Below are 15,265 nucleotides of genomic sequence, written 5' to 3' on the forward strand. Positions count from 1 at the left end.
TTATTGGGAGTACGTTAATAAAGATAGGTTATATGGTTTAAATGACATATATAATTTGGGGAAGCAGGTTCATTTCGACTTAGGACGGGGCTCGATCAGGATTGCGTTCACATGAAGTGAAGCAAAACCGCTATCTGAAGCGATGTGGCTAGATGTGGCTACTTGAAGTGATACGGCTACCCAAAACTTTGCTTGACCGCTTTTGACAGAATTACATGCAAAGGTTGTTCAGGTCTTTCCCCTTCCGTTATGATGGGGATGAAATATTGTTCAATAATCACTGTATCTTTGTTACTTTTTTGTGCGCGTTTAATCTGATTGATTGTTAGGTCTGTTATGCGTTATATATGTTTTCTTGCGTTATAGATCTATTGTCTGCACTATTGTCTGAACAGTAGTTGGCTGTTTAGCAGGCAGATATATTAGAGTTAGCAAGACTGTGTATTTGCTTTAAATTCGGGTTTGCACAAATGAGCTACTATGCAGTGGTCGAGTGTAGACTGGGCCCGTTATTCATTTGGCTTGTTGGTCTAAAATCCGAAGGCTATATATGATTCGCGTTGGATGGGTCGGGCAGACTCCAGCCTTTTCAATCGTTTATCTGTTCGTTTGGAGGGCCAACTCGAGCTGTCCGCACTGAGCATACATATTGTAGATATGTCTTTCAAAGGGTGGACACAGACATGAGAAAGCACTTCGGAATTGATATTCTACATATAGATCATTTTTAATTTTATATCTAAAAACATCTATATGTAGTGTTTCATATTCCTGGATGGATATAGTATCTTTTTAGAAAAAGTGTCCACTCTTTGAAAGACAAAATGAAGATAAATGTCCTTTTGTAGTGGACAAATATATCCCCGAATTCCATTTATATAAGTTGAACTATACATTACAAGGAAATATAGAAGTCAGTAATAACCCTAAGAAGTGTAACTAGAAGCTTGCTGTAAGAAAGATACTATGGAGGCATATGTTACACTTCTAATACCTCATAAGGAGAATCCGAGATGAATGAACATAGACAGGATAAAGATCAGAATAATAAACCAAACGCATCATTCGAAAATAGTGGACACCACGGGGATTCAACTGGGGAAATAAACACTTCAGATATAAGTCCGGTACAAGGAAATTCATCACAACGTGTGTTAATTGTAACCGCGGTTGATGCGGAGAAAGATGCGGTCCTCCGTGGTTTGGGAGACACGGGGGCGGAACGATTTGACGTCATCGCAGCGGGCGTTGGCCCAGCCTCGGCCGCAGCAGGAACAGCCGCTACATTGGCATATGCCGTAGCGGCTGCAAGCACAAGGGCGTTGGCGCAGGGTTCCAATGCGCCAAGCCCATCCGATGTGGCACAGGCATCTGCCACATCTTCAAGGCCGGGGCCCCTTGCCGGAGCCGGATCTTCACCAGCCTACATGCTGGTGATCAGTGCCGGCATCGGCGGCGGGTTCCCCGGCCGGGCAGACGTCGGCTCCCTCGTGGTAGCCGACGCCATGGTTGCTGCCGATCTGGGCTCGCAGACGCCAGACGGCTTCCTTAGTGTGGACGAGCTCGGATTCGGCTCGTCCATTGTGGCGGCGGACGCGGAGCTTGCCGCTCGCTTGCGCCATGAGCTGCAGCGGGCCGGGCTCGCTGTAAGCGGAGGCACTGCGGTCACCGTGTCCACGGCGACCGGAACAGCGGAGACGGCCGCGGAGCTATTGCGCCGCGTGCCGGATGCCGCCGCCGAAGGCATGGAAGGCTTCGGCGTGGCAACGGCTGCCCAGCAGTTCGGCGTGCCAGCACTCGAACTGCGGGCCATATCCAACGCGGTCGGTCCACGCGACCGCGACGCTTGGCGCATCAAGGACGCCCTCGATGCGCTCCAGGCCGCAAGTTCCATTTTACGGGAGGTTATTACATCATGAAAATTGCATTTTCCCCTTGTCCAAACGATACATTTATCTTTCACGCGTGGGTGCACGGGTTAATCCCGGGCGCACCTAAGCTGGATGTCCGTTATGCTGATATTGATATTACCAATGGTCTGGCAGCAAATCCGGATGGACCCGACACACCTGAAGTGATGAAAATATCTTATGCAGCACTGCCATACGTGTTATCTGACTATGCTCTGCTTCCTGCTGGAGGCGCACTTGGCAGAGGCTGTGGTCCTTTGGTTCTGACCGAAAATGGCACGACCGATCCAGCATATCTGTCTGGACGACGGGTTGCTGTGCCAAGTGAACGTTCGACAGCATATCTATTATTCCGTCTATGGGCAGCGCAAAATGTTCCTGGCGGTGTAGGCGAGATTGTTGTCATGCCATTCGACCAGATCATGCCTGCTGTTCGTGACGGCAAGATCGATGCCGGACTTGTTATCCATGAAGCACGCTTCACGTACCAGAACTATGACCTCAAACTAATGACAGATCTTGGGAACTGGTGGGAAAGCGACACCGGCCTTCCGATCCCGCTTGGAGCGATCATCGCACGTCGCAACATGGACGCTCATGCCCTCGCCGGATGGGCACGCGCCTCCGTTGAATATGCATGGGAGCACCCGGATGAGTCGAGAGCATACGTTATGGAACATGCCCAAGAAATGGACCCTGACGTAGCTGCACAACATATCGGCCTGTACGTTAACGAGTTCAGCGCCAACCTAGGTGATGATGGTTACGGTGCAATCACTGCACTGCTTGGCCGCGCCATGAAAGAAGGACTCGTTCCCGAGTTCGACCTTGATCTGTTGCGAATCTAACTTTGATTTAATTTGAGTTAGTTTCTCTTCGCTCTATATCTAAAGAACACAGCACATCTTATTTAGCCGAATAACGTGGTATGAGAATTCTAAAGAATCTCAGACACCGTATTCGGCTAAAATTCGTTCATATCACCGACAAACTCGCTTCATTCCACACAATAACCCTTCTTCGGTTCGTTAGAAATTGGTATGTGCGGATTTTCGGCAAATAGCGTGTGCTCGATTCGTTAGATTACTACGTAGTGATTCGGGGCTAGAAACCTCTTAGCTAGCCAGGGTGATTGCGGTATCCTTGAGTTTTTTTTTTTAGAGCTTGGTTACTTAGGATCAGTATAGGTCATATTCAGGAGGGTCACGAATCGGAGTCCTACTTTTAAACTCCCCTTACCGATTTTGCTAATCCCTACTTTCCAGCAAAAGTTGTATAAGCCTTATTGGGTTTCGGGTTTGTTGTTTGCGGTTTTAGAGTCTAATTTTTAACTTGGCAAAAAACTTTCATCAAGATAACTGATGCAAACTAGTAACCTCACTAACCATGTTGGACTACACTACACATGACACACGAAATAGAAAGAGCTGTCCCCTAACGTCAGACTTATGACGATGGGACAGCTCTTTTTTCACTTTATATTCAACTTCATATTTATACTCATATCCAACACTCTGCTCAACCCAAGATCGAAGCAGACAAAAACCATGCAACTACACGCTCTCCACGTCATCTTGAACCCTACTGTAACCGATCCCAACCCACTGCTCTCCCTCTCACAACAGCGGTCTACGAATCCAACCAACCGTCACCTACGATCTGCTGCAACCGCAACCGAACGATCGCAACCATCCCCTACGACTCAGCAACAACCGTGCGAATCATGATCCGCAGCGCATCCAGCATCATGGGAATAGGCAGCGATGGAACGGAAGGCTGCAACACAGCCATCTCTGTTGAGGCCGGAAAGTGTACAAATCCGGCACGGATCGGAAGTTGCCCTACACGAATGTGATCCAGAACCCGGTACATCGTGTTGTTGCAGATATATGTACCTGCTGTATTGGACACGGCAGCTGGGATGCCTGCTGCAGACATTTCACTCACCATGGCACGTATGGGCAAGGTGGAGAACAAACCGTCCGGGCTGCCATCTACAATTGGCTCGTCCACAGGACGCTGTCCTTGGTTATCCGCGTAGGAGCCTGGCGGAATGTCTTTGACATTCACGGCGATCCGCTCCGGTGTAATGGATGTTCTGCCCTTGGCCAGCCCACAGGCGATGACCACATCTGGCCGAAAGGCTTCCATCTCTGCGATCAGCAGGTCTGCACATTCATCGAAGTGCACGGGCAACAGTACTGTTTTTAGCTCAACACCCTCGATCACTTCGTTTGCAAGAGCTTCCATTAACACCCCCGTCGGATTCACCGCATCCCCGCCAAAAGGTTCAAACCCGGATATCAGAATCTTCACCATCACACGTCAGCTCCTGTCTGTTACTCCGATTTGTAACGTAATCCCCACTGGCCCCGAATTGTGTCCATCAGCTTCATGATTTCCAGGGATTCGTCCAGTTTAATGGTGTTGCTCTCCGTCCGACCTTCGAGGATACAACGTCCCGCTTCTTCTGCCTCAAAAGCATAACCAATACATGTTCGATCATCCGTGAACTTCTCCGGCTCGTCCTGACCATTCACATGCAGATAGGCTTCTTTACCCGCCAGGAATAAAGGAAGACGAATCTTGCCTTCCGTACCGTATATGACCGCTTCATTGCTAAGGTTCAGACGAATGGCAGCACTCAGTGATGCAGAACGTCCCTCGGAATAGGACAACAATACGGAAAACTGCTCGTCCACACCCGTCTCACCGATATTGGCCGTACTCCATACATGCTGGGGCTGTTCACCAAAGATCATCGATGCAAAGGAGATCGGGTACACCCCTGCATCCAACAATGCGCCTCCACCCAGATCCGGATTAAGCAACCTACCTTCCGGCTCCCAGCCGACACGGAATCCAAAGTCTGCCTGGAGCAAACGTACTTCACCAATTCGTCCTTCTGCAATCCATGCTCTGGCTTGAGCGATCGGCGGCAAAAAGCGTGTCCACATCCCTTCCATCAGGAAAAGGTTACGCTCCCGTGCCGTCTCCACCAGTTGCTCCAACTGACGCGCGTTCATCGTAAACGGCTTTTCACATAGCACCGCCTTGCCTGCCTCCAGACAAGCCATTACATTCTCCTTATGCACAGGGTGAGGTGTTGCCACATAGATAATATCTACTTCAGGATCTTGCAGCATTTCCTCATAAGAACCGTAAGCGCGTGCAAAACCATATTCAGCTGCAAACTTCTCCGCACTTCCCGCTGTCCGTGAACCTACCGCTGCTTTCACAGCGTTTCCCGCATGCTCCAGATCCCTTGCAAACTGGGATGCAATCCATCCCGTGCCCATAATGCCCCAGCGTACTTTGTCCCGTCCCACTACTTCTGTCATATTAAAGCCTCCCTACTGCAATTTGAGTTGAAAAGGTTCATGATTCTGATCAGGCCAACATGTTATCCCCTTTATTTTACCAAAAAGAAACGCTTACGTCAGAAAACGATTTCGATTATGTGCTTTCAATAGAATTCAAGCTCATCAGGGCCTCGAACATATCTGGGTACATTTCAATTCTCCAGTAGATTTGCTAAGATTATCAGCAGACTAGGGCCAAGAAGTCTTGTCCCTAAGCATACTTGTAACTAGCAACAATCTGGTTAAACTATCGATCACATCTGATAACGGGATCATATACCCTGTGCTATTCATAAAATATCTGACTATACTGCAAACGCGCTTTTGACAAGACAGCCAGTAATCATAACATCATGCGAAACGCATCAATAGATGATTCGTTCAAGAAAGACGCTCAGGTCCGAGAAAATATGGTGTGTTCCATATTCAATTATTACCTAAACTGTTCCAAAGAGAGGAGGTCGCATAGCAACATGACTACCATCCCCGGTACCGCCCACAGCGGCATGAATCCACACATGTTACACCAGCAGACGAGTCCCAATTCAGAAAAGGAATCCTCAATCCGAGCAGACCTGGATACATTCTTGAATGATACCCTGATCGAACTTCGTCAGGCAGAACATATTATAACCCGTGAGAAATGGCGCTGGTCCACAACTGAGTTAGCTCATCATACCTTCATATACATGCACAAATTCACAGGCCAACTGATTATGAATGGGATCAAATCTCACGTGGTTCGCAAATCAGCTTGTCTTTCCCTACCAGGAACTGCAATTGAACTGATTAGTGATGAAGACCATGATATTGAACTGTATATCATTCACTTTGATATGTATCGGGCTACGGAGAAAACAAAAGCCAGACGAATCTACGAACGTGAGCTCAGTTCACCTGTTACAGGCTGGATTCAGGGCCCATTTTACGGTATACAGCGCATTGCCGCACAGCTTACACAATTAACCAATGAAGGTTTGGAAACAGGCTTGAAAGCACAGCTCCTCCTGACGGAACTGTTACATATGCTCTGGCCTCAAGAAGACCAGACTGACGTAGGGGCTGGGCAGGATGAACCCGAACAGTGGCTCAGGTCCACCCTGCAATACATGCGCGAAAACTATATGCACGAGGTCAAACTGGAAAAGCTGGCTGAACTGGCTGACATGCACCCGTCCTATTACTCACAGCTATTCAAGAGCCGCATGCAGAAAAATCCGATTGAATACATCACTCATCTGCGTATGAACCGGGCCAAGGAATTACTGCTCACTTCCGATCTGCGTATCCGTGATGTGGCTCGTGAAGTGGGTTACCGTGACGAATTTTATTTCAGCCGACGTTTCCGAAACCATGCCGGTTATGCGCCAACTTCCTATTCGAAGCAGGTCCACCGAAATATCGTGTCGCTCTCCTATCCATACACGGACCACCTGATGACACTTGGCATCACGCCATGCGCAGCTCAGATCCAAGGCCATCTTCCTCATATGCCCAAATCGCTGACGCTGCCCTTCCACGCCTATGAACCTTGGGAACAGGGACGTCAGGCTTTCCTGGATGTGAATCCTGAATTGATTCTGACCAAGGACAATGCAGCTGCCAAAGCGATGGAGCATATTGGCGATGTCGCGCCCATCATCACGATTCCCTGGAACCAGACAGACGTCTTTGGTCATCTGCATCAGATTGCATCCATTGTGGATCGCACCCAAGCAGCCACAGATTGGCTGGATCGACATGAACGCAAGGCAGAGCGTGCACGCAAAAAAATCAAGGAATTCGTCGGGGACATCACCGTTGCCGTTGGCACGTTAACGCCTAAAGGTCCACGGATGTACAGCCATCGGAACTTTGGACATGTCTTTTATCGAACCTTGCAACTGGCCGCTCCTCAGCGTATTCAGACCGAACTGGCTGGCAAATCTCCCGGCATTGGATTCAACTGGCTGCCCTTCACACCAGGAGAATGGGACGGACTGGAGGCAGATGTGCTGGTACTGGCGATTAATTCCATGCATGAAAAGGCAACACTGTTGAAAGAGATGGCTTCAAATCCACTGTGGAACAGCCATCCTGCGGTAAAAAGCGGACGTGTACATCTCATCGACTGGAACTCATGGGTCGTATATGCTCCATATTCCATCAACATCCAGCTCGATGAAGCGCTCTCTATGTTGACGAACAAACCTTCACTTTTGTAATCTAAAAAATGTCCATCTCCAGAATCTTAATTTATGCCATGTACGGGCCTGAATTAAGATTCTATAATGATCACTAATTGATAATGATAATCAATAACAATGAAACACGTTGTTGGTACCAAAGGAGTGACCCGTATTCAACATCCGGGACTGCCACATCGTCCGTCTAATTCAAGAAAATCTGCAGTAACCGTTGGGCTGACGTTTTTGTCTGCCATAGCCATACTGCTGCTAAGTATGTTTGTCGCAATCTCTTTAGGTGCCAAAGGGTTAACTCTGGAAACCGTATGGGCTGCCATATTTCAGTACAACCCAGCTTTGACACCTCATCAGATTATTCATGAGCTGCGGCTGCCTCGTGTCCTTGCCGCGGTTATTATCGGCGCTGCTTTTGCCGTTGCAGGAGCTTTAATGCAAGGCATTACGCGTAATCCGCTGGCAGACACGGGCATTCTGGGCATCAATGCTGGAGCCACTTTTGTCGTAGCACTGAGCTTTGCCTTTTGGCCCGGACTGCCATACGGCTGGATTATGTTTTTATCATTCGTGGGGGCTGTTCTGGGCACACTGCTTATCTTCCTGCTTGGAATGGCAGCACCTGGTGGTCTGAATTCCATCAGACTGACCGTTGCCGGAGCGGTTATTGCAGCCATGTTAACCTCGCTCAGCACAGGTGTTGCCATTTATTTTGACCTGAGTCAGGATCTGGCCTTCTGGTATGCGGGTGGTTTTGGCGGAATAGAATGGCGGCATCTGAAGTTAATTCTTCCCGTGCTGCTCGTGACGCTGGTACTGATCATGCCACTCGCCCGGCGTGTATCCCTTATGTCACTCGGTGAAGAAGTAGCGATTAATCTCGGGATCAACTTGCGCTGGACGAGGTTTCTCGCCCTCGCAGCGGTTGTTGTGCTGGCTGGTGTGTCCGTGTCGGCAGTAGGCTCGATTGGATTTGTCGGACTTGTCATCCCTCATATCTCACGCAAACTGGTGGGTGTGGATTATCGACTCATCATTCCGATGTCTTCTCTGCTTGGAGCGATTTTACTGGTGCTCGCCGATCTGGGCTCACGCATCGTGAACCCGCCCGAGGAGCTCGCGGTAGGCATTATGGTCGCTTTTGTCGGTGTACCTTTCTTCCTCTATCTGGCCCGTAAAGAAAGGAGGGCCTTGTAGCGATGAATTTTAATACACCTTCACGAGGTAAACGTTCGATAATTGTCAGTATCACGCTGCTCTGCATCGCCATTGCCGTTATTGTGATCAGCCTGAACACGGGAACCATTCGTCTCTCTCCAATCGCTGTGTTACAGACTTTGTTTGGTAATGGCAGTTCGGATGATCAGATTGTACTGTTTGATTACCGACTGCCTCGCATCCTGGTAACTGTACTTGCTGGAGCAGGACTTGGTATTGCTGGAGCAGCCTTGCAAGGGATCACCCGCAATCCACTGGCGGACCCGGGGATTCTGGGATTACATGCGGGGGCAGCATTTGGACTAATGGTGTTTGTTAGTCTCTCCTTTACAATGGATGGCTCTGTAGCCTTGTTAATTCCGTTGTTTGCTTTTGCAGGCAGTGTTGCCGCCGCCCTAATCATCATGCTGTTATCTTATGATCGCCATAACGGCGTATCACCCATTAAGCTGATTCTGGTGGGAATCGCGGTAGCGGCCGGGTTCCATGCGTTGACACTCTACCTATCCCTGCGTTTGGATGAAGACACCTATTCCTTTGCCGCTCGCTGGTTGGCAGGTAGCGTCTGGGGCCGAGATTGGATTCATGTGCAAGCATTGCTTCCTTGGGTGGTGTTATGTATCTCGTACATTTGGAGTCGATCCAAAACGCTTGATGCCTTCAACCTTGGTGATGCTGCCGCAACCAGTATCGGGACGCCTGTTCGATCCCAGCGTGTTATTTTGCTGCTCTGTGCCGTGGCCTTGTCTGCCGTTAGTGTATCGATGGCTGGCGGGATCGGCTTTATCGGTCTGGCGGCACCACATCTGGCGCGCAGGCTTGTAGGTCCGATGCATCGGCATCTGATCCCTGCTGCCGGGCTCATCGGTATGGTTATTGTGGTGACAGCCGATACGATCGGGCGAACGATCTTTCAGCCTAATGCCATTCCGGCAGGCGTGGTGGTTGCTGCGATTGGTGCACCTTACTTTTTGTACCTGTTAGTACGAAGCAAGTAATCTTTTTTTTCAAAAAAACAATAAAGACATCCAAGAGATGTTCAAGGAGAATGTGACTACCCATGTTAAAGAAAAATCTTATGCTTGTCATGAGTATCTGTCTGGTGCTTGTGCTTGCAGCCTGTGGAACGACCAATAATTCACCATCTGCTTCTGGTGGTTCGTCTACGGATACTTCAACCAAGAATCAAGACAACAGTGCAAGTTCAGGTGAGCAACGCATTGCCTCCATGTCGATCCATCTGACCAATGATCTGCTGTCTCTCGGCATTACTCCGGTTGGTTCCGTTATCGGTGGCGAAGCCAAAGATTTCCTGTCCCATGTTGCTGATCAACTTCAAAATACAACGCCACTTGGTCCGGTTAAAGACCCGGATATGGAAGCTTTGCTTGCCCTGAAACCCGATGTGATCTATCTGGACGAAGAATTCTCCGGTGATGATATTGCCAAATTCGAAAAAATTGCTCCGGTGCATGTCTTCAATCTGGATAACGGTACATGGCGCGACCATCTGAAAGAGATTGGCAAACTCGTAAATCGTGAGAAGGAAGCCGAGCAATACATTCAGGACTACGCGACCGAAACGGAAGAAGTGAAATCTCTGATTCATGACACGATTGGTGATGGTACTGTGATGGCGATCCGTGTTACTGCCAAAGAATTACGTGTGTTCAGTACACGCCGTCCCATGGGTCCCATTTTGTATGAGGATCTCGGTCTGACTCCTGCCAAAGGGATCACAGATATCGATTCGACTAAACCGTATCAAGTCGTCTCCCGTGAAATATTGCCGGACTATGATGCAGATGCGATCTTTGTGGTTGTGAATTCGGATGATGAAGCCCAAACCATGTTCAAGGAGCTACAAAACAATCCGATCTGGCAAGGTCTGAAAGCAGTTAAAGCCGGCCATGTCTACCCGATTGGCGCACAACCTTGGCTGGATTACTCATCGATCGGTAATAAAATGGCCATGGATGAAGCCAAAGAAATGTTCTCCAAGAAGTAAGTTTCCGTACACTCAACACTAACGTGTGACAATACCAAAAAACCTCTCTTTAGAGACCGGAACAGAGTTAGTTATTTTACTCTCTTCCGCTCAAAGTAGAGGTTTTTGTTTTTTTCTTATCTATTTTACTTGTTTACTTTTCAGCCAATCGACCCGGAAATACCTTAAATTCAAAATAAATGATCTGTATTCACTTGACGATATATTAAATCGAACTTAAAATTTATTTAGTCGACTAACTAAATTTGCGTGTTCAAAAAGTCTGGTTTTCAGTACCGAGAAGATGGAATGAAGGTAGAAATGGAGTAGATGATATGAACCCAGTCCAAAATGATCGTTTAATGGGACAGCTATCCGAACTCGTGAAACTGAAACGCTACAAGGTTCATGAGGAACTTGTGAACCACCCCGAGTTATACCCGGGGCAGCCCCCTTTGCTGTTCCAGCTTGAACGGGAAGATGGCCAATCTCAGAAAAACCTGGCCGAACAACTTCAGCGCAGTCCCGCAACGGTAACCGTGATGCTCAAGCGCATGGAATCATCCGGTTATGTGAGACGTGAAGCAGACCCGAAGGATCTGCGCAGTCTGCGGGTATACCTGACGGATCAGGGGCGATCCGCGCTACAAGAATTGAGAGAAGTGATTCAGGAGTTGGAACAGCAGGCCCAGAAAGATTTTACACCGGAAGAATCCCGGATCATGTCTGCACTTGCACAGCGTATGCTCCAAAACCTGCGTGAATCCTGAGGTGATGCAGACTCGCGATTGAAGCAGCTAAAGGTATCATGAAATTGATTCACTTATGCTATGAAGATTGAGGTGATTCCCTATTGTGGACGTTAAAACGATTCTTGACCCCGTATAAGTCGGCGGCAATCGTCGCCCCGCTGCTCATGGTACTTGAGGTTACCATGGACCTGCTCCAACCCAAGCTGATGTCCAGCATCGTGGATGATGGTGTACTTGCAGGGAATCTGCCCCATATCATAACTACAGGTCTGATCATGCTACTTGTTGCGTTAATCGGCTGGGTTGGCGGCGCAGGCTGTACACTCTATTCAAGCAAAGCTGCTGTTGGATACGGCACGGATCTGCGCCAGGAACTGTTTGACCATATTCAAACCTTCTCCTTCCGCAATCTGGATACGTTTCAGGAAGGATCTCTGATCACTCGTCTGACGAGTGACATTACCCAGATGCAGACCTTTGTGCAGATGCTGCTGCGGATGTTTATCCGTTCACCAATGCTAATCATCGGTAGTATCATCATGGCGTTTACGATCAGTGTGAAGCTGGCTTTGATTCTTATTGCGACTGTACCGGTACTGTTTATTATTTTATTTATTCTGATAAAAGCATCCTATCCGCTGTTCGCCAGTGTGCAGAACAAACTTGATCAGGTCAACGCTGTGCTTCAGGAGAATCTTGCCGGCATTCGTGTCGTCAAAGCATTTGCACGTGCACGTCTGGAGAAAAAACGGTTCAAGCAATCCAACGAAGATTACACTACAACCGCCGTAAAAGCCTGGCGGATCGTCACACTGAATGCACCCGTGCTCAGCCTCATGCTGAACGCTACCATTGTAGCGGTGCTGTGGTTCGGGGGTTTCCAGGTAGTGGGAGGCGATATTGCTGCTGGAGATCTGATTGCTTTTATCAACTATGTCACGGTTGTACTCTCGTCCCTCACGTCGATCGGCATGATGATGATGAGTTTCTCCCGCGCCAAGGTATCAGCTGCACGGATCAACGAGGTGTTACATACACAGCCGGATATTCAATCGGGAACCGATAACTCCGGGAATGTACAGTCATCCCCGTCTACTCGTGATCAGTCCCGAAACCAAACGTCTTCTCTTCCCTCCCACACAGGCGGTCAAGTGGAGTTCAGAGACGTATCTTTCCGTTATGACGGAGACCATGCACTCACTGACATTAACCTGAAGGCTCGCCCGGGTCAGAAAGTGGCCCTGATCGGTTCAACAGGTTCAGGCAAAACCTCGCTGGTGCAGCTGATTCCCCGTCTATACGATGCTTCGCAGGGTGAAGTGCTCGTGAATGGAGTGAACGTTCGCCACTGGGATCTTCAGGATCTTCGCAGCCGTGTGTCCATTGTGCTACAGGAATCCATCCTGTTCAGCGGCAGCATCCGGGATAACATTTGTTTCGGCCGGCCCAGTGCAACAGATGCTGAATTGCGTGCTGCGGCACAAGCTGCGGCAGCGGATGATTTTATTATGAAACTGAAAGATGGGTATGACACGGAGCTGGGTCAACGCGGGGTCAATCTGTCCGGTGGACAGAAACAGCGGATATCCATTGCACGCGCTCTGCTCATGCGACCGGAAGTACTGATTCTGGATGATAGCACCAGTGCTGTGGATCTGCGTACGGAAGCGAGCATTCAGAAGGCTTTGCAGTCCTTGATGAAAGACAGCACGACCTTTTTGATTGCACAACGGATCTCCTCCGTGAAGGATGCAGACTGTATATATGTTATTGATGAAGGACAGATCGTATCCAGGGGCACACATGATGACCTTATGGCTCATTCATCACATTATCAAGCCATCTATTATTCGCAGCAACGGAAGGAGGATGTTCAATTTGGCTAAACCTGCATCTTCCTCCATACAACAAACGGTCGTGCCTCCCATCGGAAGACCCGGACCAGCGGGCAGAGGACCTGTTCCCAAAGTCAGAGCCAAAAATGCTCGCCACGCCCTGATTCGGGTATGGTCGTACATGGGGCGTCATCGCAAAGGAGTCATTGCTGCATTAGTGCTGACGGCTCTTGGAACACTGCTCAATCTGGCAGGACCCTATCTTCTCGGCCGCGCCGTTAACGAACATATCGTTCCCAAAGTAACAGCGGGTTTGCTGAAGGAATGTCTTCTTTTGCTGAGTGTGTATGTCCTTGGCTCACTCCTGATGTGGGCTCAATCCTATGTCATGATTGGTGTGTCCCAACTGACCGTTAAGGATCTGCGACATGCGTTGTTCTCCCGACTACAAGAGCTGCCTGTCAGCTTTTTTGATAAAAATCAAAGCGGGGATCTCATGAGTCGGGCGACCAATGATATCGATAACGTATCTACAACGCTGAACCAAAGCGTAACCCAATTGATGTCCAGTGCCATCCTGCTCGTTGGTTCCTTGTCGATCATGTTTGCACTCGATGTTCGGCTTACCCTGCTCAGTCTGGTGACTGTACCCTTGATTACCATCGCCACTCGCCTGATCGCGTCAAGAACACGCAAACACTTCACCGCCCAGCAGAAATTGCTTGGTGAGCTTAACGGGTATGCTCAAGAAATCATTGCTGGACAAAAAGTCGTAGCGGCTTATAACCGTCAGGATCAGGCACATCAACATTTTGAGAATTTGAACGAGAAACTGCGCACATCCAGCACACAGGCCCAGACCGTTTCGGGTTTGGTTGGACCTACGATGAACGTGATGAACAATATCGGGTTTGCCATACTGGCTTCTGTAGGTGGATGGATGGCTTATCATGAAATGACGTCCATCGGACTGATCGTCAGCTTTCTCGCTTACTCCCGCCAGATTGAGCGGCCGCTCAACGATCTGGCCAATCAGTACAATCTGATTCAGGCTGCAATCGCAGGTGCTGAACGAGTGTTCCACATCATGGATACACCTAGCGAATACGTAGAGGAACAGAAGAAACAACTGGATCAGATTCAAGGTAAAGTGGTATTTGAAGACGTCTCCTTCGGGTACAGTGCGGAGCGAGACATTCTTAAGAAAGTTAGTTTTACTGCAAAACCTGGTGAGATGATTGCACTTGTTGGACCCACCGGCGCAGGCAAAACGACCATTATCAACCTGTTGCCCCGTTTCTACGAGATTACAGGCGGACGGATTACCATTGATGGATGTGACATCTCGGAACTGGAGAAGGATCAACTCCGTCGACAACTCGGCATTGTACTTCAGGATGCCTACCTGTTCTCGGGTACCATTCGCGACAATCTCGCCTACGGCAAGCCGGACGCAACCGATGAACAGATCAGGCAAGCGGCTGAGCTGGCGAATGCACATTCGTTCATCCGCAAACTGCCACAGGGTTACGATACCCACATCATTTCCGGGGGAAGCAACCTGAGTCAGGGACAACGACAACTGCTGACCATTGCCCGGGCAATTCTGGCTGATCCGGCCATTCTTATTCTGGATGAAGCAACAAGCAGCATTGATACGCGTACAGAGATGAAGATCCAGGAAGCGATGCGCACTTTAATGAAAGACCGCACCAGCTTTGTCATCGCCCACAGACTGAGCACGATTCGTGAAGCCGATCAGATTCTCGTCATTGATGATGGACAGATCGCTGAACGGGGCAGCCATGACGAGTTGATGCAGCAACAAGGATTCTACTATCAGTTACATCAGGGACAGCTCAATAAGTCGAACTAATGATTATTTACACAGACACTACGATGACAGAATAACCTTCCAATCGCTGTTATCCCCAGATTTTATCGATTCCCTTTTCACAAGGGTAAAATCCGGGTATAAAGGCGAGGTGCATGCTTCCGAAGTGGGGCTGTCTCAAAAGCCT

General features: G+C 48.9%; 11 protein-coding genes. 9 read left to right on the forward strand and 2 right to left on the reverse strand.

Features of this window, described 5'->3' with window-relative positions:
* Nucleotides 1-1,013: 1,013 nt before the first annotated feature.
* Together AC6CIF_RS11355 and AC6CIF_RS11360 are read left to right on the forward strand one after the other, a co-directional pair.
* Entirely contained in the window at nt 1,014-1,919 is a 906-nt protein-coding gene (locus tag AC6CIF_RS11355; protein WP_498199676.1) for a futalosine hydrolase, read from the forward strand.
* Nucleotides 1,916-2,758, forward strand: a complete 843-nt coding sequence (locus tag AC6CIF_RS11360) for a 1,4-dihydroxy-6-naphtoate synthase (protein WP_498199677.1) — start codon at nt 1,916-1,918, stop codon at nt 2,756-2,758. The genes AC6CIF_RS11355 and AC6CIF_RS11360 overlap by 4 nt, the downstream gene beginning before the upstream one ends.
* Before the next feature lie 847 nt (nt 2,759-3,605).
* Here the strand turns inward: AC6CIF_RS11360 and AC6CIF_RS11365 are convergent.
* A complete protein-coding gene (locus tag AC6CIF_RS11365) occupies nt 3,606-4,229 on the reverse strand; it encodes a pyroglutamyl-peptidase I (protein ID WP_498199678.1) in 624 nt (207 codons plus the stop codon).
* 20 nt (nt 4,230-4,249) lie between these two features.
* Nucleotides 4,250-5,251, reverse strand: a complete 1,002-nt coding sequence (locus AC6CIF_RS11370) for a Gfo/Idh/MocA family protein (RefSeq protein ID WP_498199679.1) — start codon at nt 5,249-5,251, stop codon at nt 4,250-4,252.
* 494 nt (nt 5,252-5,745) lie between these two features.
* On the opposite strand from AC6CIF_RS11370, the gene AC6CIF_RS11375 reads away from it, so the two are divergent.
* The 7 genes from AC6CIF_RS11375 (at nt 5,746) to AC6CIF_RS11405 (ending at nt 15,120) form a co-directional block, all read left to right on the forward strand.
* Nucleotides 5,746-7,476: a helix-turn-helix domain-containing protein gene (locus AC6CIF_RS11375; RefSeq protein ID WP_498199680.1), complete on the forward strand. Its 1,731-nt coding sequence runs from the start codon at nt 5,746-5,748 to the stop codon at nt 7,474-7,476.
* 99 nt (nt 7,477-7,575) lie between these two features.
* On the forward strand, nt 7,576-8,649 hold the full coding sequence (locus tag AC6CIF_RS11380; protein WP_498199681.1) for a FecCD family ABC transporter permease: 1,074 nt from the start codon (nt 7,576-7,578) through the stop codon (nt 8,647-8,649).
* 2 nt (nt 8,650-8,651) lie between these two features.
* Nucleotides 8,652-9,668 carry a FecCD family ABC transporter permease gene (locus tag AC6CIF_RS11385; protein WP_498199682.1) on the forward strand — a complete coding sequence of 339 codons (1,017 nt, stop codon included), beginning with the start codon at nt 8,652-8,654 and terminating at the stop codon, nt 9,666-9,668.
* 62 nt (nt 9,669-9,730) lie between these two features.
* A complete protein-coding gene (locus AC6CIF_RS11390) occupies nt 9,731-10,678 on the forward strand; it encodes an iron-hydroxamate ABC transporter substrate-binding protein (RefSeq protein WP_498199683.1) in 948 nt (315 codons plus the stop codon).
* A gap of 314 nt (nt 10,679-10,992) precedes the next feature.
* The gene (locus AC6CIF_RS11395; RefSeq protein ID WP_498199684.1) at nt 10,993-11,427 is read left to right on the forward strand and encodes a MarR family winged helix-turn-helix transcriptional regulator; all 435 of its coding nucleotides are present in this window, start codon (nt 10,993-10,995) and stop codon (nt 11,425-11,427) included.
* 83 nt (nt 11,428-11,510) lie between these two features.
* Nucleotides 11,511-13,295: an ABC transporter ATP-binding protein gene (locus tag AC6CIF_RS11400; RefSeq protein ID WP_498199685.1), complete on the forward strand. Its 1,785-nt coding sequence runs from the start codon at nt 11,511-11,513 to the stop codon at nt 13,293-13,295.
* Nucleotides 13,279-15,120 (forward strand): ABC transporter ATP-binding protein, encoded by a 1,842-nt coding sequence (locus AC6CIF_RS11405; RefSeq protein ID WP_498199703.1) that lies wholly within the window; start codon nt 13,279-13,281, stop codon nt 15,118-15,120. Before AC6CIF_RS11400 ends, AC6CIF_RS11405 begins: the two co-directional genes overlap by 17 nt.
* Nucleotides 15,121-15,265: the final 145 nt, after the last annotated feature.

It is taken from the genome of Paenibacillus sp. GQ49 (assembly GCF_059759055.1).

What these genes read in the sequence shown, in the direction of transcription:
- AC6CIF_RS11405 (WP_498199703.1), top strand. Translation starts at nt 13,279, where the DNA reads ATGTTCAATTTGGCTAAACCTGCATCTTCCTCCATACAACAAACGGTC.
- AC6CIF_RS11390 (WP_498199683.1), top strand. Translation starts at nt 9,731, where the DNA reads ATGTTAAAGAAAAATCTTATGCTTGTCATGAGTATCTGTCTGGTGCTT.
- AC6CIF_RS11380 (WP_498199681.1), top strand. Translation starts at nt 7,576, where the DNA reads ATGAAACACGTTGTTGGTACCAAAGGAGTGACCCGTATTCAACATCCG.
- AC6CIF_RS11385 (WP_498199682.1), top strand. Translation starts at nt 8,652, where the DNA reads ATGAATTTTAATACACCTTCACGAGGTAAACGTTCGATAATTGTCAGT.
- AC6CIF_RS11365 (WP_498199678.1), bottom strand. Translation starts at nt 4,229, where the DNA reads ATGGTGAAGATTCTGATATCCGGGTTTGAACCTTTTGGCGGGGATGCG.
- AC6CIF_RS11370 (WP_498199679.1), bottom strand. Translation starts at nt 5,251, where the DNA reads ATGACAGAAGTAGTGGGACGGGACAAAGTACGCTGGGGCATTATGGGC.
- AC6CIF_RS11355 (WP_498199676.1), top strand. Translation starts at nt 1,014, where the DNA reads ATGAATGAACATAGACAGGATAAAGATCAGAATAATAAACCAAACGCA.
- AC6CIF_RS11375 (WP_498199680.1), top strand. Translation starts at nt 5,746, where the DNA reads ATGACTACCATCCCCGGTACCGCCCACAGCGGCATGAATCCACACATG.
- AC6CIF_RS11395 (WP_498199684.1), top strand. Translation starts at nt 10,993, where the DNA reads ATGAACCCAGTCCAAAATGATCGTTTAATGGGACAGCTATCCGAACTC.
- AC6CIF_RS11360 (WP_498199677.1), top strand. Translation starts at nt 1,916, where the DNA reads ATGAAAATTGCATTTTCCCCTTGTCCAAACGATACATTTATCTTTCAC.